The organism is Mycolicibacterium hippocampi (assembly GCF_010723735.1).
GTDB lineage: Bacteria > Actinomycetota > Actinomycetes > Mycobacteriales > Mycobacteriaceae > Mycobacterium > Mycobacterium hippocampi.
Genome location: NZ_BLLB01000002.1, coordinates 966,227 through 989,229 on the forward strand (window position 1 = coordinate 966,227; position 23,003 = coordinate 989,229).

Sequence of the window (23,003 nt, forward strand, 5' to 3'; positions counted from 1 at the left end):
ATGGGACGGGGCTAGCCCGGCCATGCTCGAGTTGGGCGTGATGAGGTCGCGGGTTCGCTCAGCGGGACTTGGGGATCGAGGTGGGCTCCCAGCTCGTGCAGCCTGTCATCGATGATCAACCACGTTTGCCGTGTCAACCGAATGACGAGTTCGTCGCGAGTGGAGTCTCGATGGTCCAGCCACCACAGGACCGATGCGTCGATCAGGCCCATGATGGCGGCGACGTTACGGTCGGCAGCGTCGGAATCGTCCCCGTAGCGAGGAAAGTAGCGGGCGCCCGCTACTGCGAGTTCGGAGGCGAACGCACTTCTTCCGGGCGTCGTTTTCTCATTGCTGCGCCGGTAGTCCCGATTGACCAGAAAACGATACAGGTTGGGATGTTCGTCAGCCCACATGACGTGCTGACTCACGGGAGCGCGAATCACGTCCAATGGTGAACCCTGCACGTCCAAAGTTAGGCGTATCTTCGCCGTGAGTTCGCGGTGGACGTGGCGGGCGACGGCCAGATCGAGTTCTTCCTTACTCGCGAAGTGGCGGTAGAAGTGCGTGCGGCCCAAACCCGCCTTGTCCGCGATTTGGCCTGTGAGTGCGTGGGGGCCGTTCTCCTCGATCGCGCTGAGGGCGGCTTCGATGATCTGCCCGCGACGTAGATCACGGCCCGGCACCCTACTGGTTGCACGGCGTACCGCTGTGGTGTCCACCCACTGCTTTCGCTCCACGATGCTCACCGTAGCGCTCAGCGTGCCTGCATGTTCTGGGTACGAGTTGTACCCAGTGTCCGTTTCGTGGTACACCATGTACCCACAGCGTGACAGCGAGCCCACTCCGGGATCGGTGCGCAACCAGACAAAGTGAGGACACTCGAATGGCCGCCAATCGCTCAAGCTGGATGGATGACGACCTCGATGCGCTGAGAGACCTGGCGCGAGCGTTCTGCGAAAAGGAGGTCGCGCCGCACATCGACCGCTTCATCGACCAGCACCATGTTGACCGGGATCTGTGGACTCGGGCGGGCGAGTTGGGATTGCTCTGCATGTCGATCCCCGAGCAGTACGGCGGCGGTGGGGGAACGTTCGCTCACGAGGCGGTATTGATCGAGGAACAGGCCCGCGTCGGCGATTCGGCATGGGGCGCGCCACTGCACAGTGGAATCGTGGCCCACTACCTGCTCGAGTACGGCACCGATGAGCAGAAGGAGCGCTTTCTTCCTCGACTGGCGACCGGTGAGATGGTTGGGGCGATCGCCATGACGGAGCCAGGTACGGGATCTGACCTCCAGTCTGTCACGACCAAGGCAGTACGCGTCGGGGACGAATACATCGTGAACGGGTCCAAGACCTTCATCACCAATGGCGCTCAGGCCGACTTGATCATCGTGGTCGCCAAGACCGACCCGAATGCCGGAGCGAATGGAATCTCGTTGGTGTTGGTCGAAGGCGACCGGCCGGGCTTTCGTCGCGGTCGGGTGTTGGACAAGGTCGGTCAGCGCGGCCAGGACACGTCCGAGCTCTACTTTGAAGACGTGCACATCCCCGTTGCGAACCTCCTCGGTACGACCGAAGGCCAGGGCTTCATTCAGCTGATGCAGCAACTGCCCCAAGAGCGGTTGATCCTCGCGCTCGGTGCAGTGACAGTGGTAGAAACAGCGCTCGAGTTCACCGTCGAGTACACCAAGGACCGGCATGCCTTCGGCAAGCCCGTCTTCGCCTTCCAGAACACCAAGTTCAAACTTGCCGAGGTCGCCACCGATGCGCACATCAGCCGCGTATTCATCGACGACTGTATCGCCCGCCACCTGCGCGGCGAACTCGACATACCCACAGTCGCAATGGCGAAGTGGTGGACTACCGAGCGCGCCATGGTGGCCCTCGATGACTGCTTGCAACTACACGGCGGGTACGGCTACATGACCGAATATCCCATCGGCAGGATGTGGGCCGATGCTCGCGTCCAGAAGATCTACGGTGGGACGAACGAGATCATGAAGGAGATTATTGCTCGGTCGCTTTAGACCGAATGGCGAGTCCCCGATACTGAGTCCACCCGGTCATAGAGTCGGGTTGGTTTGAATCCGTTCTCAGGTGATGCTGCAGGCCATCGGGGTGTGGGTGCACCTGCAGGCGGCAGCGTACTCGGCCGGCGTGCGGTAGCCCAGGGCCGAGTGGCGGTGCCGGGTGTTGTGCTCGTGCTTGAAGTCGCCGATGACCACGCGGGCCTCGAACAGGGTGTTCCAGTAGTTGCGGTTGAGGCACTCCCTCCTGAGTCTGTTGTTGAACGATTCGATGTAGCCGTTGTCCCACGGGCAACCCGGCGGGATGTAGACCATGCCGGTCTTGTTCTCGCAGAACCGTTGCAGCGCTTGAGAAACCATTTCCGGTCCGTTGTCCATGCGCAGTACTTTCGGTGGGCCGCCGTGAGCGGCGAAGACCTTGGTGAGCTCGGCAACAAGCGCCTCGCCGGTGATCGAGCGCTCCACCAGGTTCAGCAGCGATTCTCGGGTGTGTTCGTCGATCATCGAGGCGATCTTGATGGCCTTGCCGTCGATGGTGGAGTCGAACTGGAAATCGATGGCCCACACCACGTTGGGCGCATCGGCCACGATCGGCGGCACCGACGAGACGCCTGCGCGCTTGCGCGGGGACACGATCTTGACTTGCAGGCCCTCTTCGCGCCAGAGCCGGTGGATCTTCTTCTTGTTGACCTCACGGCGCTCGTCGTGGCGCAGCGCCGCCCAGGCCCGCCGGAACCCGTGACAGGGATGTTTGGTGGCGTAGGCGCGCAGCCAGGCCCTCATTTCGGCGTCCGGATCATCGGGGGTCTGCGCCAGCGGCAGGCGGCGATAGGTGGATCGGGCCAGCCCAACGGCTTTGCACGCCAGCCGTTCCGACATGCTCAACGTGGCTTTGAGCATGTCCACGGCGCGGCGCTTGGCAGCTGGGCTCAGAATTTTCCCTTCGCGACCTCCCGCAGCGCGTCCTTCTCCAACTCGGCGTCGGCCAGCAGCCGCTTGAGGCGGGCGTTCTGCTCGCGCAGCTCCTTGAGCTCTTTGGCGGCGTCGGTGTCCATGCCGCCGTAGGTGCGTCGCCAGTTGTACAGCGTCGCCGGCGAGACCTGTAGCTCAGCGGCGATCTCCTCGCCGGTCTTGCCCTCGGCAGCCAGCTCATCCGCCCGGCGCAGTTTGCGCACGATGTCCTCCGCGGAATTCCGCTTCCGACCAGCCATGTGTTCATCGTCCCTTCCAGCCCGACATCGGGCCACAGGACTCTAAAACTGGTTGGGCTCATTCAGCGGGAACACGCCACGAATTCGACCGTCTGGATTTGTCCACAATATTCCGCCGCAGGAGACGAGCGTTCGCGGACGGGGACGGCGTACGGGACGGCTCATTGAACGGCTAATCGGCGAGTTCGGCTCCCAGCGAGACAGTTATGCGGGTACCCCAATGCGCCTGAATACGCAGCGAGCTGGGTCGGGGGGGACGTGATGGCTCAGCGGCCGAGGCGTCCGATTGTTAACTCGACGCGGGAACGCCGAGTACGGCGTGACCCATGGCAGCGAGCAGCGCCGAAGTCCGTTCGGGGGTGAGTCCAGTGCCGCGGTAATGCAAGATCGATTGGATGGCGCCGATGGCCCCATGGACCATCCCGCGAAGCTCAATCTCGTCGACCGCGGGGCGCAACTCGCCAACGAGGTGTACCCACTCCTCGAGATAGAGCCGCTGTTTTCGGCGTAACCGTCTCTGCTGCTGATCGGGCAGGTTGTGCACCTCGCGGTAATACACCACCGCCAGCTCGCGTTGATCCATTACCAAGGCGACTTGGTCGGACACCAGCTCGGTCAACGCCTCCGCCTCGTCGCGAGATTGCTCGACGATCGTCGCGGCGCGCTCTAGGAGGCTGTCCACCACTCGTTCGAAGAGGGCCGCCAATAAGTCGCCCTTGCTGTCAAAATGGCGATATATGGCAGGCCCGACAACCCCTGATGCAATCCCGATGTCGGCCATCGAAACAGCGTGGTAGCCCCGCTCGGCAATCAACTCCGCTGCCGAGGCAAGAATCCGCTCCCGACGCTCGCCGCCGACCCGAGTGCGTCCGGTTTCGACCGCTTTGCTCATCGTTACCTTCCCTCGTCATCTGGCACGGCACGGGCTTACACGGCATTCAGAGACCCCACGGGAACGTTAACACCTGCTCACAAGCCAAGTGGCGCGTGCGAACGGCTCGCGCGTAACAGCAGGGGTTTTCGGCACGGCTGGCAGGTGTTGACGCCGGACAGCGATCGATCTACGTTCAGCACATGTGAATTCGCATTCACGGTACGACACTCAACGGTGGCAATGCATCAGAGGAGAGGCAGTGGCCGAGGAGTACGAGGGCGACCTCACGATCGCAGCCGACACGGCTAAGTTCGGCCAGGCCGGACCCCGTGTGGGATCGTTCGACGCCGGGTTCGGCTCTGCCTTCCTGGCGCGGGTCATCGGCGAGAAACGCGCCCGCGAGATGCGGTACTTGTGCCGCCAGTATGACGCTGACACCGCCGAACGGTGGGGCTTGGTCAACTGGGTCGTCCCTGCGAGAAGTCTCTTGGACGAGGCCAAAGTCGTGGCCGCGGAGATTGCCGAGAAGAGTCCGACGGCCATCCGTTTCCTCAAGCAGTCGTTCAACGCCGACACCGACCATCAGGCGGGACTAAGCAATTTGGCAATGTCTGCGCTAAATCTGTATACGCACACGCCGGAAGGGCTGGAGGGCGTGGCGGCTTTTGCCGAGAAGCGCAGTCCTGATTTTTCTAAGTTTGCCAAGGCGTGAGGATGCAAACGTGACAGACAACATCGTCGTCGTTACCGGAGCCGGATCCGGGATCGGCAAGGCCGCCGCACTGGCCTTCGCGATGCAAGGCGATAAAGTGATTGCGGCTGATCTCGATTTGGAAGCGGCAAAGCGCACGTCGGAATGCTCCCCCGACTCGGTATTTGCGATGGGGGTTGATATCGCAGACCGCAAGTCAGTCGATCAACTCCGCGAGCGGGTACATAGCGAGGTGGGTATTCCGAACGTTCTGGTGAATGCTGCCGGATGGGACCGCACCGAAAAATTCCTGAACGCCACCACAGAATTCGCCGAAAGGGTGGTGGCCATCAACTACCTCGGCCCGGTGCATATGTGCAGCGCATTTCTGCCGGGGATGATAGAGACCGGCAACGGTGGCTGGGTGGTCAATGTCGCCAGCGACGCCGGGCGGGTGGGCAGCTCGGGAGAAAGCATCTATGCCGGGGCCAAGGGCGGCGTCATTGCGCTCACCAAGTCGCTTGCTCGCGAGATGGCCAGGCACGATGTCAATGTCAACTGTGTGTGCCCGGGGCCTACCGACACTCCGTTGTTCCACGCCCAGGCCGATAAGCTGAAAGATGCGTTGATTAAGGCGATTCCGTTTCGGCGGCTTGCGCGCCCAGAGGAGGTGGCCGCGCCGATTGTGTTCTTTGCCTCCGAGGCCGCGTCGTTTATCACCGGTCAGGTGATCAGCGTCAGCGGCGGCCTGACGATGGCTGGTTGAACACCGTCCGCCCGCACTGCGGCGTGGTGCGGCGGTGACGCGGCGCCGCGACCTGCAACACCAGGCGGGTAGCCGGCCGCCGGCAGATCGGCCAACGGCCGGGTCACCGGCCGGTTCACCGGCGCTGTTCAGGTCGCGCTGAGCAAGGATTGCGGGATATCGACGATGCGGGAGCGCAGGTACTCGCCCAAGCCCTTCGCCTGGGGATCGGGCCGGGCCGAGGATGCCACGCCTTCTCCCAGCAGCCCGTGCACTACGACGTTGAGCGCACGCAGGTTGGGCAGGTCGAACCGCTCTACGCGCAGCTGCGCAGCCTCCGGGCCGAGCAGCCCGCGCAGCCGCTCGACGGTCAGGTGCTCGCACGCCCAGGCGTAGCCGGCATCGTCGCGGGCCCAGAGACCGATATTGGCGTTGGCGCCCTTGTCGCCGGACCGCGCGCCCAGCACTGCGCCCAGTGGCGCGCGGCACGTCGGCTCGGTCGGCGGCGCGGCGGCCGTGCAGCCCGCGACTTTCGCGGCCGGCACGCTGCCGGTCGGCGGATCGGCGATCGTCCGGCGCTCACCGTCGGGCAGCACCACGACCTGTGTCACGCTCGACCGGGGCACGGCCGCTGGGCGGTACACGCCGAACGCCGACTCCGATGTGGGTGGCGTGGTGGTGTGGAAGCCCGCGTACCCGGCCAGAGCGATCTCCATGATTGCGCTCGAGAACGCCCGGCCGACCTTGCGCGGGTCGGTGTCCTTGACCGTGATCCGCAGGTGCGCGCACGCTTGGTCGTTGGTGGGGGCGTCCGGTGTGTCGAAACGCAGCAACCGGACGTCGGTCTCGGCGAAGGAGTCCGAGCCGCCGAGGATGTCGAAAAGCTGCTGCTGCGCGAACGCGGCCTTCGCCTCCACGTCCAAGCCGGTGAGCACCATCGTCATGGTGTTCCGGTAGCCGCCGACCTCGTTCAGCGCCACCTTGAGCGTCTCCGGTGGCGGGCTGCCGGTGGCACCCGTGATCGCCACCCGGTGCTCGGCCTGCTGGGCCAGAGAGGTCGTGTCGAAGTGAGTGACCACGTCGGGCCCCAGATAGGCGGGCTCGGCGATCTCGTAGAGCAGCTGGGCGGTGACCGTACCGACCGACACCAGCCCCCCGGTGTCGGCGTGCTTGGTGATCACCGACGAGCCGTCGGCCGCGACCTCCGCGATCGGGAAGCCAGGGTAGCGACGGTCGGTGATCTCGTCGAGGAAGGCGTAGTTGCCGCCCGTGGCCTGTGGTCCGCATTCGATGACGTGGCCGGCCACGACGGCACCGGCGAGCCGGTCCCAGTCGGTGCGCTCCCACCCGTGCCACCAGGCGGCCGGGCCGACGACGAGCGAGGCGTCGGTCACGCGGCCGGTGACGACGACGTCGGCGCCCGCACCCAGCGCTTCGGCGATACCCCAGCCGCCGAGGTAGGCGTTGGCCGAGACCGGCTCGACCTCACCGACCGCAGGGGTGATCGCGGCGAGGTTCCCGCGCAGGTCGTCACCCTCGACGTGGGCGACGCGGACGGTGATACCGAGCCGGTCCGCGAGCTCGCGCAGTTTGACGGCCAGCCCGGCCGGGTTGAGCCCACCGGCGTTGGCCACGATCTTGATACCGCGATCGGAACAGGTGCCCAGCACCTGCTCCATCTGGGTCAGGAACGTGCGGGCGTAGCCGCCCGCGGGGTCCTTCGCCTGGGCCTTCGCCAGGATGAGCATCGTCAGCTCAGCGAGGTAGTCGCCGCAGAGCACGTCGATGCTCTCCTCGCCCGCCCCGCCCTCGACCATCTCCCGCGCCGCGGCGATCCGGTCGCCGTAGAAGCCCGAGCAATTCCCGATCCGTACCGGGTCCCTCACGCCGCACCTCCGTCGAACTGTCCTGCGGTGCGCCCGCCTCCGGGAGGTCCGGCGAAGGCCTGCGCGATGGAGAGCCACTGGTCGGCGAGCGGACCGGTGGTTTCCAGCGCGGTGTCGTCACGATGCCTGCGCTGGGTGACCAGCAGGCAGAAGTCGTGCGCGGTGCCAGTGACCCGGTCGGGCACGCCCTCGGGGCCCCAGGTCCACAGCGTGCCCCCCGGTGCCGTGAGCTCGACGCGGACGGGCTCCGTGGGCACCTCCAGGCCGTTGGCCATGTAGCTGAACGCCCGTGCTCCCACGCCGATGTGGGCGACGTGGCGCAACCGGGCCGAGGGCACACGGGTCACTCCCAGCGCGTCGGCGACGTCCTGACCGTGCGCCCAGGTCTCCATGATCCGCGCGGTCAGCGAGGAGGCCGCGCTCATGGGGAGGCCGAACCACGGGACCCGCACTGACGGGTCGACCGTGGCGAACGCGGCGACGAGCGCGCGGCGCGCGCCGTCGAACCAGGACAGCAGCTCCGCTGTCGGCATCGGCCGGTAGCGCTCGGCGATGGTGTCCGGGGAGATCCGGCCGTCGGCGAGCATGGGCAGCACCTCGGCCGTGAACCCTTCGGGGTCGGTCGCTGAGCGCACCGCGGCGTCGTCGAAGAAAGCAAGATGGCTGATCTGATCGCGGACCGCCCAGCCTGCCGCGGGGGTCGGAGCCTCCCACCCGGCCGGGCCGTCGGGCAGCTCGGCGATCAGCGACCTCAGCTCGGCCGTCTCCGCCTCGATGTCGGTGATCAAGGACTCCATTGTCACGGCCACGGCTAACGTCCCTTCCAGACCGGTGTGCGCTTCTCGCGGAAGGCGGCGGGACCCTCTTGCGCGTCGGCGCTGAGGTACACCGGCTCCCATATCTGGTCGGCGAGGTCGTAGGCCTCCGTCAGGTGGTGCTCTGCGGAGAGGTATACGGTCTTCTTCGCCGCGAGTACGGACAGCGGTGCGTTGGAAGCGATCCGCAGGGCGATCTCCTGCGTTCGTTCCCGCAGTTCCGCTGCGGGCACGACCTCGTTCACCATGCCTACCTCGCGGGCGCGCTCGGCAGTGATCGGGTCGCCGGTCATCAAAATCTGCAGCGCAATCCGCGGCGGCAGCAGCCACGACAGCGGGACAGCCCACGGCGAGCCGCGACCTACCTTGACCTCGCTGACCGCGAACCTGGCGTGCTCAGCTGCGATGACGAGGTCGCACTGCTGGGCCAGCAGGAATCCACCGGCGAAGGCGACGCCGTTCACCGCGGCAATAGTCGGCTTGACGACCTCGATGTTGCGCCCGAACTGCGGCGCGAAGTCTGGCGGCGGAACCGTGAGCGCCGTCTCCGCCATCTCTTTCAGGTCCCCGCCGGCGCAGAACGCCTTGTCGCCGGCCCCGGTCAGCACCAGAACCTTGGCGGAGTCGTCGGCGTTGAAGCGGTGAACGGTGTCGAACAGTCCCTGCCGCACCGCCCCGTTGAGCGCGTTCCGTGCCTCGGGGCGATTGATCGTCAACCAGGCCACCCCGTCGACGACCTCGTAGGTGATCGCTTCCTCGCTCATCAATCCCCGTCCTGATCGGCACCCGCTCTCCCAATGTGAGGGCTCGTTCACTCGCAGTACGTTACCCGGCAGGTTCTCACGATGACCAGAAACGAGCGTCGATCGGCCTTACTCGGGCGACCGGTGCGTCAGCTCTCGAAGTAGCTGCGGTAGCGCTCGCGAAGCACGTTCTTCTGGATCTTGCCGGCGGCCGTGTGCGGCATGGCGTCGGTGAACAGCACGGCTTTGGGCACCTTGAACCCCGACAGCCGGGTGCGGGCGGCGGCGATCAGGTCCTCTTCGGTCAGCACGACGCCCCGGCTTCGATGTCACGATGGGGGCGACGTTTCACCGCCGGACTTGCCGAACTGGACCCGGTTGATGATGTTGGCGTCCAGGTCGTGATCCATGGGCGGGGTGGTCCTCTCGTCGGATCGGTTCAGGGCACTCAAGCGGGGACGAATCGAACGATGCCGATGTCACCGACGCGCTCGAACGCCGCACGCACCGCCATCCCCGCAACCACTGTGGTGGGGTCGCAGCCCTCCACGGTGGAGAGCATCTGCGGGCCCTCGGCCAGGCGGACCACGACGACCGGGTAGGGCGCCGATCGGGGTAGGTCGTTCCACGGGGGACGGCTGACGACTGCGGTGACGAGCACGGTCGCGTTGCCGGACAGTTCGGTCCACGTCAGCTCGGCGGAGTGGCAGCGGGGACAGAACGGGCGCGGGTAGTGGAACAGCAGCCCGCACGCGGTGCACTCGCGTACGGCGAGGCGCCCCCGGACCGCCGCCTCGAAGTGGCCGCGGTTGACATCATCGATGCGGGGTAGGACCGCCGGATCGGCCAACCCCTCCAGGTAGGTGGCGGTCACGACGGCGCCTCCGCGAAATTGATTGTCTCGGTGGTCATGACCCCTCCAGGATGACGGTGACGTGGCTGCAGAGCATGGAACCGTAGGCGTGGACGACCCCGAGGTCGGCCTGGCCGACCTGGATGCCGGCCGCGCGGCCGGTCATCTGCTGGTAGGCCTCCAGTATCCCGCAGATTCCCGAGGCCGTGCCGGAGTGGCCGAAACGCAGCAGCCCGCCGTTGGTGTTCACTGGCAGCCGCCCACCGGGACGGGTGGCGCCTTCCCGGTAGAGCTCGACGGCTTTGCCGCGCTCGGCGAGGCCAAGCTCCTCGAGCAGCATCAGCGGGTTGGAGCTGAACGCGTCGTAGAGCTGCGCTAATTGGATGTCGGCGGGGGTGATGCCGGCCTGGGCGAACGCGGTGGCGCCGGAGCGGACCGCGCCGGTCCGCGAAAGATCGGGCATCGAGGTGAGGAACCCGTGGGTATGGCCCTCCCCGATGCCGACCACGTGCACCGCTCGGTGCGGCAGGTGTGCGGCCCGATCCGGCGAGACGACGACGAAGGCGCCGCCACCCTCGCACGGAATGGAGCAGTCGAGGTAGCCGAACGGACCGGCGATGTGCCGCGCGTCGAGCACCTGCTCGACGGTGAACCTCCCGGCGTCGGCGCCGATGGCGGTCGGATGCGCCAGCGCCCATTCCTGCTGGGCGGCCACGGCCTCGGCGAACACCTCGCGACCCTGCCCGACCTCGTCGAGCCACGACTGCGCGATCAACCCGTACAGGGTGGGGATGGACGGCGCGTAGGGAAGCTCGTAATCCGGATGGCAGGTCATCGTCATCAGGCGCCGGCCGACGTCACGGATGGGCGGGAAGACCCCGGCCGACACGCACAGGACTGCCGAGCACTGACCGGCCTGGATCGCTCGCGTCGCGACACCGAGCATCGCGAGGTGGCTCCCGCCGCCCAGCTGGACACCGAGTTGCAACCCGAGCTCGTGGAGCCCGAGAGAGTCCTGGATCTCCTCGGACAGGAACGTGTGCTCGATGGACTCGCCCATCATGGAACCCACGCAGATCAGCCCGTCGATATCAGAGCTCTCGATCCCCGCATCACGCAGGGCGGCGACGGCCGACTCGAGGTGCAAGTCCAGGAAGGGGCGGTCGAGACGGCCGGGCGTGACCTCGGAGAATCCGGCGAGCGTCGCGAGTGGTGCTGGCATGGGTCAAGACGTTAGCAGTGACTAACAATCGCTGGCCTGGGGTGGCGGTGACCGCACACCGCCACCGACGTCCGCTCCGCGTCAGGTTCGGCATGTTGCTCGACACAGGGTGGCCAGCCGACGGCTGGGTGCCGTTTCGGCTGAGGCGAAGTCTGACGGCTCGTTCGAGCTCATTGAGCACGCCTATCCGGTCGGGAGCTGCAGAGTCGCCTCGCTGGGCACACACGGCCCCTCCTCGCTGCTGACCATGAGCTCCAGGTCGATCAGGCTCGTGCCGTTCACTTCGCGCTTGCCGATGACGCGACCGGTGAGGGTTGCGGTCTGTCCCGGGTAGATCGACTTAATCATGGAGATCTTGCGACGACGGAGCAGCGCATCGGGACCGGCCCAGTCGCCGAGGCCGCGGTCGATGAAGCCGTGGAAGAACAGTGTCGACAGGTAGATCGTCCGCTGACCCTGGCTGCGCGCGTACTCGGGATCGTGGTGGCCAGGGAACCAGTCCCAGGTGGACGCCGCATTCATGCAGACCCGCTTGTAAGTGACCGGGATCGAGACCGGGGTGATCTCGTCGCCGACCGCGACGTCGTCGAACCGTAGTGTCGCCGTCGGGGTGCTGGTCATGGCTGCTCCTCAGTTCGGCCCAGGTGGTCGCCACCGGTGATGTCGTACCTGAACAGCACGTTGGTGTTGCGCGCGATGACCTTGTCATGCTGGTCGGCGTAGGTGGTGAGAGAGGTGATGAACACCCCGGTGCCGAGACGGGTGGTCTTCTCCGGCGAGACCGAGACGATCTCGTCGACGGTCCACACGTGGTCGCCGATCCGTGGCCGGCGTTCCAGCTCGGTGGTGGTGGAGGCATTGATGATGTGGTGACCGGGCAAGGGCACGCCGAATGCGAACAGCGAGTCCTCGCGGTGGAGGTGCTCGGGGGTCCATTGGGGGTTGAAGCTCAGCGTCATCAACAGACCCGGCGGGCATTCGTCGCCCTCCCAGTACCGCGGGTTTCCGTCCTCCACCAGCGAGCAGTAGTAAAGCACCATCGAGCGGTCGATCGGAAACCAGGCCTGCTTACGCGGCGAGGTGCGACCGGCCCAGGCCCGGCCCTCCTCAAGAGTCCCGAAGGCCATCCCGAGACCGGTGATGTCGGTGGTCGAAGTGGCCACGGTTGTCCTTTCGATCGATGGTGCGGTCCGGCTGCAGAATCGGATTCTTCGTGGTGGATCGGGCTGAAGTCCCCGGCGCGTCAGCGTACCGGACGATGCGGGAACAGGTCAGCGGCCACGCCGCCTAATGGGTGTTGATCAGCGTGTCCTTGACGGGGATTCTGTCTCTGGAGCGGGAGGCTGATCACCGAGCCGCCGGCCGGTGAGCACCGTTGCCGCCTGGAGTGATGGTCAACTCCTAAAGCTAGTGGTGTGTCCCGTAATTAGTTGACAGTATTGAGGGTGGCGCGTGCTCGCGCGACCTTGGCGAGGATCGATTCGGCGGTGGCGGTCCACACGTAGGGTTTGGGGTCCTTGTTGTGGGCGTCGATGTAGTCCTGGATCGCGGCGGTCAAGTCGGGCACCGATCCGAAGACCCCACGCCGCAGTGCTTTGTCGGTCAGGTCGCGGAACCAACGTTCAACCTGGTTGAGCCACGACGAGGAGGTGGGTGTGAAGTGCAGGTGGAAGCGGCGGTGTTTGTCGAGCCACCGCTGCACCTCGGCGTGCTTGTGGGTGCTTTAGTTGTCCAGGATCAGGTGGATCTGCAGGCCCCGGGGAGCCTCGCGGTCGATGGTGCGTAGGAACTTCAGGAATTCCTGGTGGCGGTGCCGGGGTAGGCATTGGCCGATCACCATGCCGGTCAACACGTTCAACGCGGCGAACAGGGTGGTGGTGCCGTTGCGCTTGTAGTCGTGGGTCATCGTCTGCCCGCGGCCTTTGGTCATCGGCAGTGACGCCTGCGTGCGGTCCAGTGCCTGCACCGAGGACTTTTCGTCGGCGCACAGCACGATCGCGTTCTCCGGCGGGTTCAGATACAGACCCACGACATCGACGAGTTTCTCCTCGAACTTCGGGTCGTTGGACACCTTGAAGGTGTCGACCCGGTGCGGTTTGAGGCCCAACTCCTTCCACACCCGCTGCACGCTGCTCTTCGACACCCCGGCAACCCCGGCCATCGTCCTTGTGCTCCAATGCGTCTCGCCCTCGGGGCGGCAGTCCTTGGTCAGCGTCACAATCTTCTCGATGGTGGCATCCGGGATCGAGGGCTTGCGGCCCCGCCCCTCACGGACCTGCCCGAACTTGACCAGACCGTCCTCGGCAAACCGGGTGCGCCAGTTCGCCACGGTGCCCCGCGACACTGACAGCGCCGCAGCGATCGTCGCGTTCGCCGCGCCGTCGGCAGCCATCAGCAAAGCCTTGGCCCGCACCACTTCCCGATGCGCCTCGGACTGCGACCGGGCCAATGACTCCAACACCTCGCGCTGCCCATCGGTCAGCTTCAATGCGGGCACGGGTTTGCTCATGCCCAAAATCACACCAACTAACTACTATTTATTTGTGGGACACACCACTAGATCGTGCCCCGGCCGGTTGGTGAGGTCATCTGTAGCGCTCATGGGATGTCGTGCCAGTTCGAGCACTGATCCATTAGGTCGCCGCCGGATGCCTTCGGCTCGAACAGGTTTCATCCATATCGAGACAAGGAGGCGATGCGATGCTCTTCGTCGGAGACGACTGGGCAGAAGACCACCACGATGTGCATCTGATGAACGACGCCGGCGAGAAGCTGGCGTCGCGGCGGCGCCTATCCTGAGCGGGTCGCGGCTATTGTTGGCATTCGGCGCGGCCAATCGCGACCCTGAGGTCTTCGAGGATCCCGATACCTACCGCGCTGACCGAAATCCGCGCAACCACATCGCCTTCGGCTACGGCGTTCACATGTGCATCGGAGCAACCCTCAGTCGCATGGAGGGCCAGGCGGTGCTCCGCGAACTCACTTCCCAAGCCTCGGCCATCGCAGCGGCCGGTTCGGCCACCTGGTCAACCAACAGCTCACTTCGGGGCGCCACCTACCTGCCGATCCGGCTGACACCCGCGCGGTGATGAACGAGGACTGTCCGAGAAACCGATGCGCGAACCAACGCGTAATCGGTGACGGTGGATCTCAGCTGGGTGCGCCACGCCAGAGCGTGGGCTTGGCCGCAGTCGACCGCGGTACTCCTCGCAGCGTAGTAACACCGATAATCTCGGACGGATGGGTGTGGTGACCGACGGCGATCCAGATGTCTCGGGCCTCGTGGTCCGAGTCCGATTCATGTTTCGACGCTGCCACGGGGCTCTACTGCGGGAAGGCTGATCGGGTGGAGTCGTCGGCCGCCGCGTACGACACTGAAGCACCCCTTTCGCCGAAGCTCATCGGCGTCAGGTCAGGGACGCTCAAGCACCTATCGCGCAAGGTGACAGGCGAGCGCATGGCAAGACCCACCCGCAACACTTGCCGGATGTCGTATACCTCCCGGTTGTCTCGGCCGACAAGTCCCAACCTGCGCCTCTAAACGTTAGCGACAAATAACATCTTCAGCTATTTGCAGCGGTGACCGTGGCTACTCGTCGCGACAACACTTCCCAAACCCGCGCTCCGCCTCCGGTGTCGTGCCTCAGCGCTGGACGACACCGCCCTCGACGCCGGTGAATCGCTTGCGCAGCTCGGTCTTGAGGAGCTTGCCGGTGGCGTTGCGGGGGAGCTCGGCAATGAGGTGCACTTCGCGCGGACACTTGAAATGCGCCAGCCGCTCGCGGCACCAGGCGATCAGTTCGTCGGCGCCGGGTTCCTGTTCGGCGGCGGGGTCGGCCACCACCACGGCGACGACGCGTTCACCCCACTTGTCGTCGGGACCGCCGACTACCGCCGCGTCGAGCACACCGGGGTGGCGGAACAGCACCTGCTCGACCTCGATCGGGTAGACATTCTCCCCGCCCGAGATGATCATGTCCTTCTTGCGGTCGACCAGCGTGATGTAGCCGTCGGCGTCGATCCGGCCGAGGTCGCCGGTGTGGAACCAGCCGCCCCTGAATGCCTCGGCGGTGGTCGCCGGCTTCATCCAGTACCCGACGAACACGTTGGGTCCGCGCACCAGGAGTTCGCCGACGGTGTCGACCGGGACGTCCCGGTCGTCGGCGTCCACGATGCGGGCATCGACGTGCGTGGCGACCCGGCCGATTGATCCGGCCCGCGTCGTGATGTTGGCGGCATCCAAGACCGAGACCATGGGTGCAGTCTCGGTCATCCCGAATCCCTCGGTGAAGGGGACGCCGCGTTGCTGCATGAAGTCGATGACGGTCAGCGGCATCGGCGCGCCGCCGCCCATGGCCAGACGCAGCGCGGAGAGGTCGTAGGAGTCGAAGTCGGGCACCTGAGTCAGCGCTGACCACATCGCCGGCACCATGAACTGGACGGTGGCACGGCTTTCGGCCATCGCCTTGAGCGTGCCCACCGGGTCGAACGACGGCAGGATCACGCTGGTCCCGCCGACGTAGAGCAACGGCAACGTATGTACCCCGAGCCCGCCGATGTGGAACATAGGGGCGACTGCGACAGTCACGTCACTGCCGGTCAGGCCTTGTTCGGCGCCCAGCACGTTGATGGCGTTCCACAGTAGGTTGTCGTGGGTGAGGATGGCGCCCTTCGGGCGGCCGGTGGTGCCCGAGGTGTACATGATGAACGCGGCGTCGCGGCCCTCGACGTCGCTGTCGAGTGGCGCGGGCGCACCGTCGGAGAGCAGGTCTGGGTAGGCGATCTCGCCGTCGGCCGGGGCGCCCCCGGCGCGGATCGTGTGGCGGACCCGGACCCCCGGCTCGGCCAGCGCGCTGACCGCCGCCGCTGCTAGCGGCTCGTGGAACACGAATACGTCGGCGCCGGCGTCGGCGAGGATGTAGCCGATCTCCGGGCCTGCGAGTCGGACGTTGATCGGGATGGTGATGGCGCCGATCTTCGCGCAGCCGAGGAGGACCTCCATGAACTCGACCGAGTTCACCAGCAGTATGGCCACCCGGTCCCCCTTGCGGACGCCGAGACGCAACAGGTTCGAAGCGACCTGGTTGGTGCGCCGATCGAAGTCGGAGTACGTGAAGCTGGTGTCACCGCAGACGAACGCCGTGCGCTGCCCGTTGAGGAAGGCCCGTTTGGTGACCCACTGACCGATACCGCGATCCATGTTGATTTGCCTCCTCGGCAGTTTTGGTTGACAAATGCTCGGTAAGGCAGGACCCGGCCCCGGCGGGCGACCGATCACCACCGTCCGTCTTGTAGACCGAAGCGGACACGAACGGATGAAGGATGCTCAGTATGAGCGGGGCAGGTTGAGGCTGTGCTGTGCCACGTAGTTGAGGATCATCTCGCGGCTGATCGGCGCGGTGCGCATCAGCCGTGCCGGGCCCCAGAGAGTGGCCAGCCCGTACTCGGTGGCCATCCCGTTGCCGCCGTGGGTTTGGATCGCCTGGTCGAGGGCCAGGATGCCGGCCTCGGCCGCAGCGTATTTGGCCATGTTCGATGCCTCGCCCGAGGCGGGGTCTCCGGCGTCGTGCAGTGAGGCCGCCCGTTGGGTCATCAGTCGGGCCAGTTCCAGCTGGATTTTAGCGTGCGCGAGTGGGTGGGACAGGCCCTGGTGGGCTCCGATCGGCACGTCCCAGACCTTGCGCTCGCGCGCGTAGGCAGAGGCCTTGTCCAGCGCGTAGCGGCCGATGCCGTTTCCCAGGGCGGCGCCCATGATGCGTTCGGGGTTGAGGCCCATGAATACCTGACGCAAACCGTCGTTTTCCGCGCCGATCAGGTTCTCGGCCGGCACCCGCACGTCGTCGAAGAACAGCGTGAACTGCTTTTCAGGTGTCACCGCCTGCACCGGGATGAGGGTCTTGGTCAGCCCGGGCGCGTCGGTCGGGACCACGAGCAGGCTCAGCCGTCCGCGTCCGCGGTCGTCGGTCGCGGTGCGGGTGACGACCAGGATGGCCTCCGCCTCGTCGACGCCGGAAATGTAGTACTTGGTGCCGTTGAGTATCCAATCCCCGCCGACGCGCTTGGCGTGGGTGGAGATGTTGTGCGAGTTCGAGCCCGCATCCGGCTCGGTGATCGCGAACGCCATGATGATCTCGCCGCTGGCGATGCCCGGCAGCCAGCGCGCCTTGAGCTCGTCGCTGCCGAAAGCCTGGATGATCGTGCCGCAGATGGTGGGGGAGACCACCGTCATCAGCAGCGGGCAGCCGGCCGCGGCCAGTTCCTCACCGACGATCTGCATGTCGTAGATGCCGCCGCCGCCGCCGCCGTACTGCTCGGTGATGTTGACCCCGAGGAACCCCTGCTTGCCCACGGCCTGCCAGAGTTCCGAACTCTTCTCCCCGCCGAGCGACTTGGCCACGTAGTAGTCGTGCCCGAAGTCCTTGGCGATCTCGGACACGGCCTTGCGAAGAGCTCGCCGTTCCTCGGTCTCGTGCAGTTCCATACCGCTCTCCTACTTCGAAGTCACCCGCCACCGGGGCCGGTGACAGGTCGGGTGGTGCTCAATCCTCGTCTGCACTGTCGGCCGCTCCGACCACCGCGAGGGCATCGCCGGTGGACACCTGCTGACCCACCTCGACCGAGAGTTCGGCGACGATCCCGTCGATCGGGCTGGCGATGGTGTGTTCCATCTTCATCGCCTCCACCACGACCAAGGCCTGCCCGGCCGTCACGATGTCGCCCGCGGCGACGGGCAGCCGGATCACCGAACCCGGCATGGGCGCCGTCAGTGAGCCCGCCGGCTTGAGCGTGCTGGGGTCCAGGAACCGCGGTACCTGGGTGAACGCAGTGGACCCGGCCGGGCTGTCGACATAGGCGATGTCGCCGTCGAGGACGACGTCGTAGCCGCGCCGTATCCCGCGGGTCTCCAGGGCCACCCGGTCGGGCCGCTGCACGAGTAGGTTGACGTCCTCGACCGGCTTGCCGTCGACTTCCACCTCGACGCCGTCGCGGAGCAGCGCATAGCCGACCCGCCGCTCGCGGCCGTCAGCAGTCGCCCATCCGGTGGACTGCAGTTGGGACAGGTTGTTGCGCCACCCGGCAGGCAGTGTCGGCTGGACGGGGGCCGCGGCGCGCCGCGCCGCGACCTGGGCGAGTGTGGCCGCGATGGCGTGCATGCGCTCGCCGTCGCCGTCGATGAGGGGCCCGCCGAGGTCGGCCATGTCGTGGCGGTCGAGGAACCCGGTGTCGGTGCCGCGTCCGGCGAACTCGTCGTGGCGCAGAACGCGAACCAGCAGATCCCGGTTGGTGGTGAGTCCGTGGATCCGGGCGCCGGCGAGCGCGGCGGACAGCGTGCCGAGCGCCTCGGCCCGGGTGGGCGCCCAGGCGATCACCTTGGCGAGCATGGCGTCGTAGTGGTGGCTGACCACCGAGCCGTCGCGCACGCCGGAGTCCACCCGGACCCCGACGTGGTCGGGGATCTGCATCGTGCGCAGCGTCCCGGTCTGCGGCAGGTATCCCTTCGTGGGGTCCTCGGCGTAGAGCCGGGCCTCGACCGCGTGGCCGGTGATCCGCGGCTCGCTCACCTCGGCGGGCAGTGGCCGGCCCATCGCCACCAGCAACTGCAGGCGCACGAGGTCGAGCCCGGTGACGAGTTCGGTGACCGGGTGCTCGACCTGCAGCCGGGTGTTCATCTCCAGGAAGGCGAACGTCCCGTCGTTATCGCCGCCGTTCGCGTCGAGCACGAACTCGACGGTTCCGGCACCGACGTAACCCACGGCCTGTGCCGCCGCGACCGCCGCCGCGCCCATCCGCGCGCGCAGGTCGTCGTCGACGACGGGGGAGGGCGCCTCCTCGATGACCTTCTGGTGGCGGCGCTGCACCGAGCACTCCCGCTCGAACAGCGAGACAACCGTGCCGTGCATGTCGGCCATCACCTGGATCTCAACGTGGCGGGGGCGCTGCACGTACCGCTCGAGGAACACCGTGCCGTCCGAGAACGCCGACATCGCCTCGCGCGACGCCGAGGCCACGGCCTCGTCGAGGTCGTCGGCCGACTCGACAACCCGCATGCCGCGCCCGCCGCCACCCGCGCTCGCCTTGACCAGCAGGGGGTAGCCGATTTCGGCGCCGAGCTTGCGCAGCTTCTCGGGGTCCAGGCCGGTGGCGTCGCCGCCCGGGAGGATCGGGACCCCCGCGTCGGCCATCATCGCCTTGGCCGTCAGCTTGGAGCCCATCGCGTCGATGGCATCCGGCGGCGGGCCGACGAACACGAGCCCAGCGTCGGCGCAGGCCCGCGCGAAGCCGGCGTTCTCCGACATGAAGCCGTAGCCGGGGTGCACGGCGTCGGCGCCGGTGAGCAGGGCGGCGGCGATCACCCGGTCACCGTCGAGGTAGGTCTCCGCCGGCGAGGAACCCGGCAGCCGGACGGCCTCGTCGGCGTCGTCGACGTGCCAGGCGTCGGCGTCGGCGTCGGAGTACACGGCGACGGTGGCGATGCCGAGTTCGCGACAGGTGCGAAACACGCGCCGGGCGATCTCTCCCCGGTTGGCCACCAGCAGCTTCTTGATCACGGGCATCGCCATCACATCCGGAACACGCCGTAGCCACGCTGGCCACGGATCTCGTTGTTGTGGACCACGGACAGGCAGAACCCGAGAACGGTACGGGTGTCGCGTGGGTCGATGATCCCGTCGTCGTAGAGCCTGCCGCTGTTGGCCAGCGCCAACGACTCACGCTCGATCTGGTTCTCGACGGCAGCGCGCATCTGGGCGTCGGCCTCCTCGTCGAATGGAAGGCCCCGGTCGGCGGCCGACTCCCGGGCCACGATCGACAGCACGCCCGCGAGCTGGGCCGGGCCCATGACGGCCGAACGGGAGTTGGGCCAGGTGAACAGGAACCGGGGAGAGTAGGACCGCCCGCACATCCCGTAGTTGCCCGCACCGTAGGACGCGCCCATCACAATCGTCAGGTGCGGGACGGTGCTGTTGGAGACGGCGTTGATCATTTTCGCGCCGTCCTTGATGATGCCACCTTGCTCGTACTCCGCGCCGACCATGTAGCCGGTGGTGTTCTGCAGAAACACCAGCGGCGTGTCGATCTGGTTCGCCAGCTGGATGAACTGGGCGGCCTTCTCCGCCTCCTCGCTGAACAGGATTCCGCGCGCATTGGCCAGGATCCCTACCGGGTATCCGTGGATCGAGGCCCAACCGGTGACCAGCGAGGTGCCGTATAGCGGCTTGAACTCGTCGAAGGCCGATCCGTCCACGATGCGGGCGATGACATCACGTGGGTCGAAGGGAACCTTGGGGTCCACCGAAGCGATCCCGAGGAGCTGGTCGGGGTCTCGCAGCGGGGGGGTCGGTGACTGTGTCGGGCCCGGCCCGAGCTTGCGCCAGTTCAGTCTGGCCATGATGCGCCGCCCGATCCTGATGGCGTCCTGCTCGTCCTCGGCCATGTAGTCGGCCAGCCCGGAGGTGCGGGCGTGCATGTCGGCGCCGCCGAGCGACTCGTCGTCGGACACTTCGCCGGTCGCCATCTTCACCAGCGGCGGACCGCCGAGAAAGACCTTGGACCGGTTGCGGACCATCACCACGTAATCACACATGCCGGGGATGTACGCGCCGCCTGCCGTCGAGTTACCGAATACCAGCGCGAGGGTCGGCAGCCCCAGCGCGCTGTGCTGGGTGAGGTCGTGGAACAGTTGGCCCCCGGGCACGAAGATCTCGGCCTGCGTGGGCAGGTCCGCCCCGCCCGACTCGACGACGTTGATGATTGGCAGCCGGTTCTCGCGGGCAACCGCCATGCCCCGGAACACCTTGCGGAAGGTGTAGGGGTTCGAGGCTCCGCCGCGCACCGTCGGGTCGTGCGCGATGATCATCGACTCGACGCCTTCGACGATGCCGATGCCGACCACAACGCTGCCGCCCACCGGAAACTTCGTGCCCCACGCCGCGAACGGACACAATTCCAGGAAGGCCGTGTCGGGGTCGAGCAGCAGCTCGACACGCTCGCGGGCCAGCATCTTTCCGCGGCTACGGTGCCGGGCGACGTACTTCTCGCCGCCGCCCGCGTTGGCCAGCGCCAGCTGTTCGGCGATCGTGTAGAGCTGCGCGATAAGTCCCTCGCGATTCTCGAGGTATACCGGTGCGCGAGTGTCGACCCGGTCGGGCAGGACGTCAACCAACTTTTCCTCCAGGTGACATCGACGTCGATCGCTGACACGTTACGTTAGCCGCTACTAACATCCGATGACAACGGGGTCGGCGCGGCAGGTCATGCCTTCCCGCCCGTACGGTCACCGCAGGGGCGCCCAGGAGACTCAGCCGGAACAGCGCGAGGTGGGGCCATTTCCGTCATCTTCCGCCGAAAGTCGGGGGGCGTCGCTCGGTGAAGGCGCCGAAACCCTCCCGGCCGTCCGGAGTGGCGAAGAGGTCCACCACCGCGTCGCGCTCGTGTTCGATACCGTCGGACGTCGACAAGTTGGCCGTCTGCAGCAGCAGGGACTTGGTGGTCGACGCGACTTGTGCTGCGCCGGTGGCCAATTGCTCTCCGATGGCACCTGCCGTCTCGAGCAGCGTGCCGACGCCGCTAAGCCGGTTCACCAGCCCCAGGCTGTGGGCCCGCTCGCCGTCGATGACGGTGCCCAGCATCAGCATCTCGGTGGCCACCCCGACGGGGATGAGCCGCGGCAACCGCTGCGTACCACCTCCGCCAGGGAGCACGCCGAGTTTGGCCTCGGGCAGACCGAGCCGGGCCTGACGTCGAGGGCGTCGGTGAAGCCATGGATGAAGTCCGCGAAATCGTCACGGCTACCGAAGGCTCGGATCTCTTCGATGTCGGCGCCCGCGCAGAACGCCCGGCCTGCCCCGTGTATGACCACCGCGCGCACCGACCCCTGCGACTCCAGGGTGCGGATGGCGTCGGCGAGATCGGTGTAGGTCTGGGTGCCGATGACGTTGAGTCGGTCGGCGCCATCGAGTTCGACCCAGGCCACCGCGTCCACGACGCGGGTGGCGATCCTGGTGGTCACGGGTCACTCAGCCGTGGTCGCGCCCAGGTTGGTGAAGTCGGGTGCACGCTTCTCGCGGTGCGCGGCGAGGCCTTCCCGGACCTCCGGACCGCCGAAGCCGATGAACTCCAACCCGAGGGACGTCTCGAATGACGGCCCGAACACCCGGAACCACTGGTTGAGGCTGTGTTTGGTCCAGCGGATCGCCGTTGGTGCGCCGGCGGCGAGGCTGGTCGCGATCCGGGTCGCCTCGGTGAGGACGTCGTCGTCGTCGACGCACTTGGACACCAGGCCGATGCGTTCGGCTTCCTCGCCGAGCAACGTCTCGCAGGTGAGCAGGTAGTACTTGGCCTTTGCCATACCCGCCATCAGCGGCCAGCAGATGGCGGCGTGGTCACCGGCGGCGACCCCGAGACGGGTGTGGCCGTCGATGATCTTGGCGGTGCGCCCGACGACGGAGATGTCGGCCAGGATCGCGACGACCAGACCGGCGCCCACCGCGGGCCCGCGCACCGCGGAGACCACCGGCTTGCTGAAGCTCACCATATTCATCACCAGGTCGCGTGCCTCGCGCATGATTCGGACGCGGCTGGGGTAGCTGTTGATCATGTCGTCGAGCAGGTCGAAGTTGCCGCCCGACGAGAAGGCCTTGCCCTCGCCGCGGACCAGCACGGCACGGACGTTGTCGTCCTTGTCGATGGCGGGCCACATGTCGGCGAGGTCGCGGTGCATCTGGGGATTGACGGAGTTCAATCCGGGGGCGTCCAGCACGATGTGCAGAACTCCGTCAGCGGCCGGTTCGAAGCGCAGGCTGGGAAAGTCGTCGTAGCTCATCATCGAGTGTTCCTTTGCATCGTCAAGAAGGGTTACTCCGCGTCGGGCGGGGAGCAGCGGCCACCGACGAGGACTCCGAGGCTTCTCTCATCGCGCCCTCGAAATGGTAACGAACCTTGGACCGGCCGTGG

General features: G+C 66.5%; 21 protein-coding genes and 2 pseudogenes. 4 read left to right on the forward strand and 19 right to left on the reverse strand.

All coding sequences use genetic code 11. The features are described from left to right. Positions 1-11 precede the first annotated feature (11 nt). Positions 12-719: a TetR/AcrR family transcriptional regulator gene (locus tag G6N53_RS05735; RefSeq protein ID WP_237166428.1), complete on the reverse strand. Its 708-nt coding sequence runs from the start codon at positions 717-719 to the stop codon at positions 12-14. A 146-nt stretch (positions 720-865) separates the two neighbouring features. Here G6N53_RS05735 and G6N53_RS05740 point away from each other — a divergent pair, with 146 nt between their 5' ends. Then, the gene (locus G6N53_RS05740) at positions 866-2,011 is read left to right on the forward strand and encodes an acyl-CoA dehydrogenase family protein (protein ID WP_163887618.1); all 1,146 of its coding nucleotides are present in this window, start codon (positions 866-868) and stop codon (positions 2,009-2,011) included. A gap of 66 nt (positions 2,012-2,077) precedes the next feature. Here the strand turns inward: G6N53_RS05740 and G6N53_RS05745 are convergent. Next, positions 2,078-3,222 (reverse strand): IS3 family transposase gene (locus tag G6N53_RS05745; protein WP_370332594.1). Its coding sequence is split into 2 segments (ribosomal slippage): positions 2,078-2,958 and positions 2,958-3,222, totalling 1,146 coding nucleotides; the frame shifts between segments, so codons are not numbered across the junction. A gap of 289 nt (positions 3,223-3,511) precedes the next feature. Continuing rightward, complete coding sequence (locus G6N53_RS05750; protein WP_163887620.1) at positions 3,512-4,114, reverse strand: TetR/AcrR family transcriptional regulator; 603 nt, start codon at positions 4,112-4,114, stop codon at positions 3,512-3,514. Positions 4,115-4,376: 262 nt separating this feature from the next. On the opposite strand from G6N53_RS05750, the pseudogene G6N53_RS05755 reads away from it, so the two are divergent. Both G6N53_RS05755 and G6N53_RS05760 read left to right on the forward strand, forming a co-directional pair. Continuing rightward, positions 4,377-4,808 (forward strand): annotated as a pseudogene (locus tag G6N53_RS05755) (enoyl-CoA hydratase-related protein); the annotation flags it as partial. A 10-nt stretch (positions 4,809-4,818) separates the two neighbouring features. Next, entirely contained in the window at positions 4,819-5,553 is a 735-nt protein-coding gene (locus tag G6N53_RS05760; RefSeq protein ID WP_163887621.1) for an SDR family NAD(P)-dependent oxidoreductase, read from the forward strand. 128 nt (positions 5,554-5,681) lie between these two features. On the opposite strand, the gene G6N53_RS05765 is transcribed toward G6N53_RS05760, so the two are convergent. The 9 genes and pseudogenes from G6N53_RS05765 to G6N53_RS05805 all read right to left on the reverse strand — a co-directional run bounded on the left by G6N53_RS05765 (position 5,682) and on the right by G6N53_RS05805 (position 13,560). Beyond that, complete coding sequence (locus tag G6N53_RS05765) at positions 5,682-7,418, reverse strand: acyclic terpene utilization AtuA family protein (protein ID WP_163887622.1); 1,737 nt, start codon at positions 7,416-7,418, stop codon at positions 5,682-5,684. After that, complete coding sequence (locus tag G6N53_RS05770; RefSeq protein ID WP_163887623.1) at positions 7,415-8,227, reverse strand: TIGR03084 family metal-binding protein; 813 nt, start codon at positions 8,225-8,227, stop codon at positions 7,415-7,417. Before G6N53_RS05770 ends, G6N53_RS05765 begins: the two co-directional genes overlap by 4 nt. A gap of 2 nt (positions 8,228-8,229) precedes the next feature. After that, positions 8,230-8,997 (reverse strand): enoyl-CoA hydratase/isomerase family protein, encoded by a 768-nt coding sequence (locus G6N53_RS05775; protein ID WP_163887624.1) that lies wholly within the window; start codon positions 8,995-8,997, stop codon positions 8,230-8,232. 128 nt (positions 8,998-9,125) lie between these two features. Continuing rightward, complete coding sequence (locus G6N53_RS05780) at positions 9,126-9,287, reverse strand: AMP-binding enzyme (protein ID WP_163887625.1); 162 nt, start codon at positions 9,285-9,287, stop codon at positions 9,126-9,128. A gap of 137 nt (positions 9,288-9,424) precedes the next feature. Then, on the reverse strand, positions 9,425-9,850 hold the full coding sequence (locus G6N53_RS05785; protein ID WP_163887626.1) for a Zn-ribbon domain-containing OB-fold protein: 426 nt from the start codon (positions 9,848-9,850) through the stop codon (positions 9,425-9,427). A gap of 34 nt (positions 9,851-9,884) precedes the next feature. Further along, entirely contained in the window at positions 9,885-11,051 is a 1,167-nt protein-coding gene (locus G6N53_RS05790; RefSeq protein WP_163887627.1) for a thiolase family protein, read from the reverse strand. Between the two features lie 183 nt (positions 11,052-11,234). After that, entirely contained in the window at positions 11,235-11,672 is a 438-nt protein-coding gene (locus G6N53_RS05795) for a MaoC/PaaZ C-terminal domain-containing protein (RefSeq protein ID WP_163887628.1), read from the reverse strand. After that, a complete protein-coding gene (locus G6N53_RS05800; RefSeq protein WP_205390520.1) occupies positions 11,669-12,178 on the reverse strand; it encodes an FAS1-like dehydratase domain-containing protein in 510 nt (169 codons plus the stop codon). Before G6N53_RS05800 ends, G6N53_RS05795 begins: the two co-directional genes overlap by 4 nt. A 299-nt stretch (positions 12,179-12,477) precedes the next feature. Then, positions 12,478-13,560 (reverse strand): annotated as a pseudogene (locus tag G6N53_RS05805) (IS630 family transposase). Between the two features lie 307 nt (positions 13,561-13,867). Between G6N53_RS05805 and G6N53_RS30110 the strand changes: the two are divergent. Further along, the gene (locus tag G6N53_RS30110) at positions 13,868-14,140 is read left to right on the forward strand and encodes a cytochrome P450 (protein ID WP_308494821.1); all 273 of its coding nucleotides are present in this window, start codon (positions 13,868-13,870) and stop codon (positions 14,138-14,140) included. A 554-nt stretch (positions 14,141-14,694) separates the two neighbouring features. On the opposite strand, the gene G6N53_RS05815 is transcribed toward G6N53_RS30110, so the two are convergent. The 7 genes from G6N53_RS05815 to G6N53_RS05845 form a co-directional block, all read right to left on the reverse strand. Next, positions 14,695-16,251 (reverse strand): acyl-CoA synthetase, encoded by a 1,557-nt coding sequence (locus tag G6N53_RS05815; protein ID WP_163887630.1) that lies wholly within the window; start codon positions 16,249-16,251, stop codon positions 14,695-14,697. Positions 16,252-16,377: 126 nt separating this feature from the next. After that, entirely contained in the window at positions 16,378-17,532 is a 1,155-nt protein-coding gene (locus tag G6N53_RS05820) for an acyl-CoA dehydrogenase family protein (RefSeq protein WP_163887631.1), read from the reverse strand. Positions 17,533-17,590: 58 nt separating this feature from the next. Then, positions 17,591-19,606: an acetyl/propionyl/methylcrotonyl-CoA carboxylase subunit alpha gene (locus G6N53_RS05825; protein ID WP_205390304.1), complete on the reverse strand. Its 2,016-nt coding sequence runs from the start codon at positions 19,604-19,606 to the stop codon at positions 17,591-17,593. Positions 19,607-19,611: 5 nt separating this feature from the next. Then, complete coding sequence (locus tag G6N53_RS05830; RefSeq protein WP_163887633.1) at positions 19,612-21,213, reverse strand: acyl-CoA carboxylase subunit beta; 1,602 nt, start codon at positions 21,211-21,213, stop codon at positions 19,612-19,614. 169 nt (positions 21,214-21,382) lie between these two features. After that, complete coding sequence (locus G6N53_RS05835) at positions 21,383-21,751, reverse strand: enoyl-CoA hydratase/isomerase family protein (RefSeq protein WP_163887634.1); 369 nt, start codon at positions 21,749-21,751, stop codon at positions 21,383-21,385. Further along, the gene (locus G6N53_RS05840; RefSeq protein ID WP_205390305.1) at positions 21,679-22,059 is read right to left on the reverse strand and encodes an enoyl-CoA hydratase/isomerase family protein; all 381 of its coding nucleotides are present in this window, start codon (positions 22,057-22,059) and stop codon (positions 21,679-21,681) included. The genes G6N53_RS05835 and G6N53_RS05840 overlap by 73 nt, the downstream gene beginning before the upstream one ends. 3 nt (positions 22,060-22,062) lie before the next feature. Further along, positions 22,063-22,875, reverse strand: a complete 813-nt coding sequence (locus tag G6N53_RS05845) for an enoyl-CoA hydratase/isomerase family protein (protein ID WP_237166429.1) — start codon at positions 22,873-22,875, stop codon at positions 22,063-22,065. Between the last annotated feature and the right edge of the window lie 128 nt (positions 22,876-23,003).

Excerpts from the sequence above, each read along its gene's own strand:
- G6N53_RS05740 (WP_163887618.1), top strand. The coding sequence starts at position 866 with ATGGCCGCCAATCGCTCAAGCTGGATGGATGACGACCTCGATGCGCTG.
- G6N53_RS05750 (WP_163887620.1), bottom strand. The coding sequence starts at position 4,114 with ATGAGCAAAGCGGTCGAAACCGGACGCACTCGGGTCGGCGGCGAGCGT.
- G6N53_RS05775 (WP_163887624.1), bottom strand. The coding sequence starts at position 8,997 with ATGAGCGAGGAAGCGATCACCTACGAGGTCGTCGACGGGGTGGCCTGG.
- G6N53_RS05790 (WP_163887627.1), bottom strand. The coding sequence starts at position 11,051 with ATGCCAGCACCACTCGCGACGCTCGCCGGATTCTCCGAGGTCACGCCC.
- G6N53_RS05795 (WP_163887628.1), bottom strand. The coding sequence starts at position 11,672 with ATGACCAGCACCCCGACGGCGACACTACGGTTCGACGACGTCGCGGTC.
- G6N53_RS05800 (WP_205390520.1), bottom strand. The coding sequence starts at position 12,178 with ATGGCCTTCGGGACTCTTGAGGAGGGCCGGGCCTGGGCCGGTCGCACC.
- G6N53_RS05815 (WP_163887630.1), bottom strand. The coding sequence starts at position 16,251 with ATGGATCGCGGTATCGGTCAGTGGGTCACCAAACGGGCCTTCCTCAAC.
- G6N53_RS05820 (WP_163887631.1), bottom strand. The coding sequence starts at position 17,532 with ATGGAACTGCACGAGACCGAGGAACGGCGAGCTCTTCGCAAGGCCGTG.
- G6N53_RS05825 (WP_205390304.1), bottom strand. The coding sequence starts at position 19,606 with ATGCCCGTGATCAAGAAGCTGCTGGTGGCCAACCGGGGAGAGATCGCC.
- G6N53_RS05845 (WP_237166429.1), bottom strand. The coding sequence starts at position 22,875 with ATGATGAGCTACGACGACTTTCCCAGCCTGCGCTTCGAACCGGCCGCT.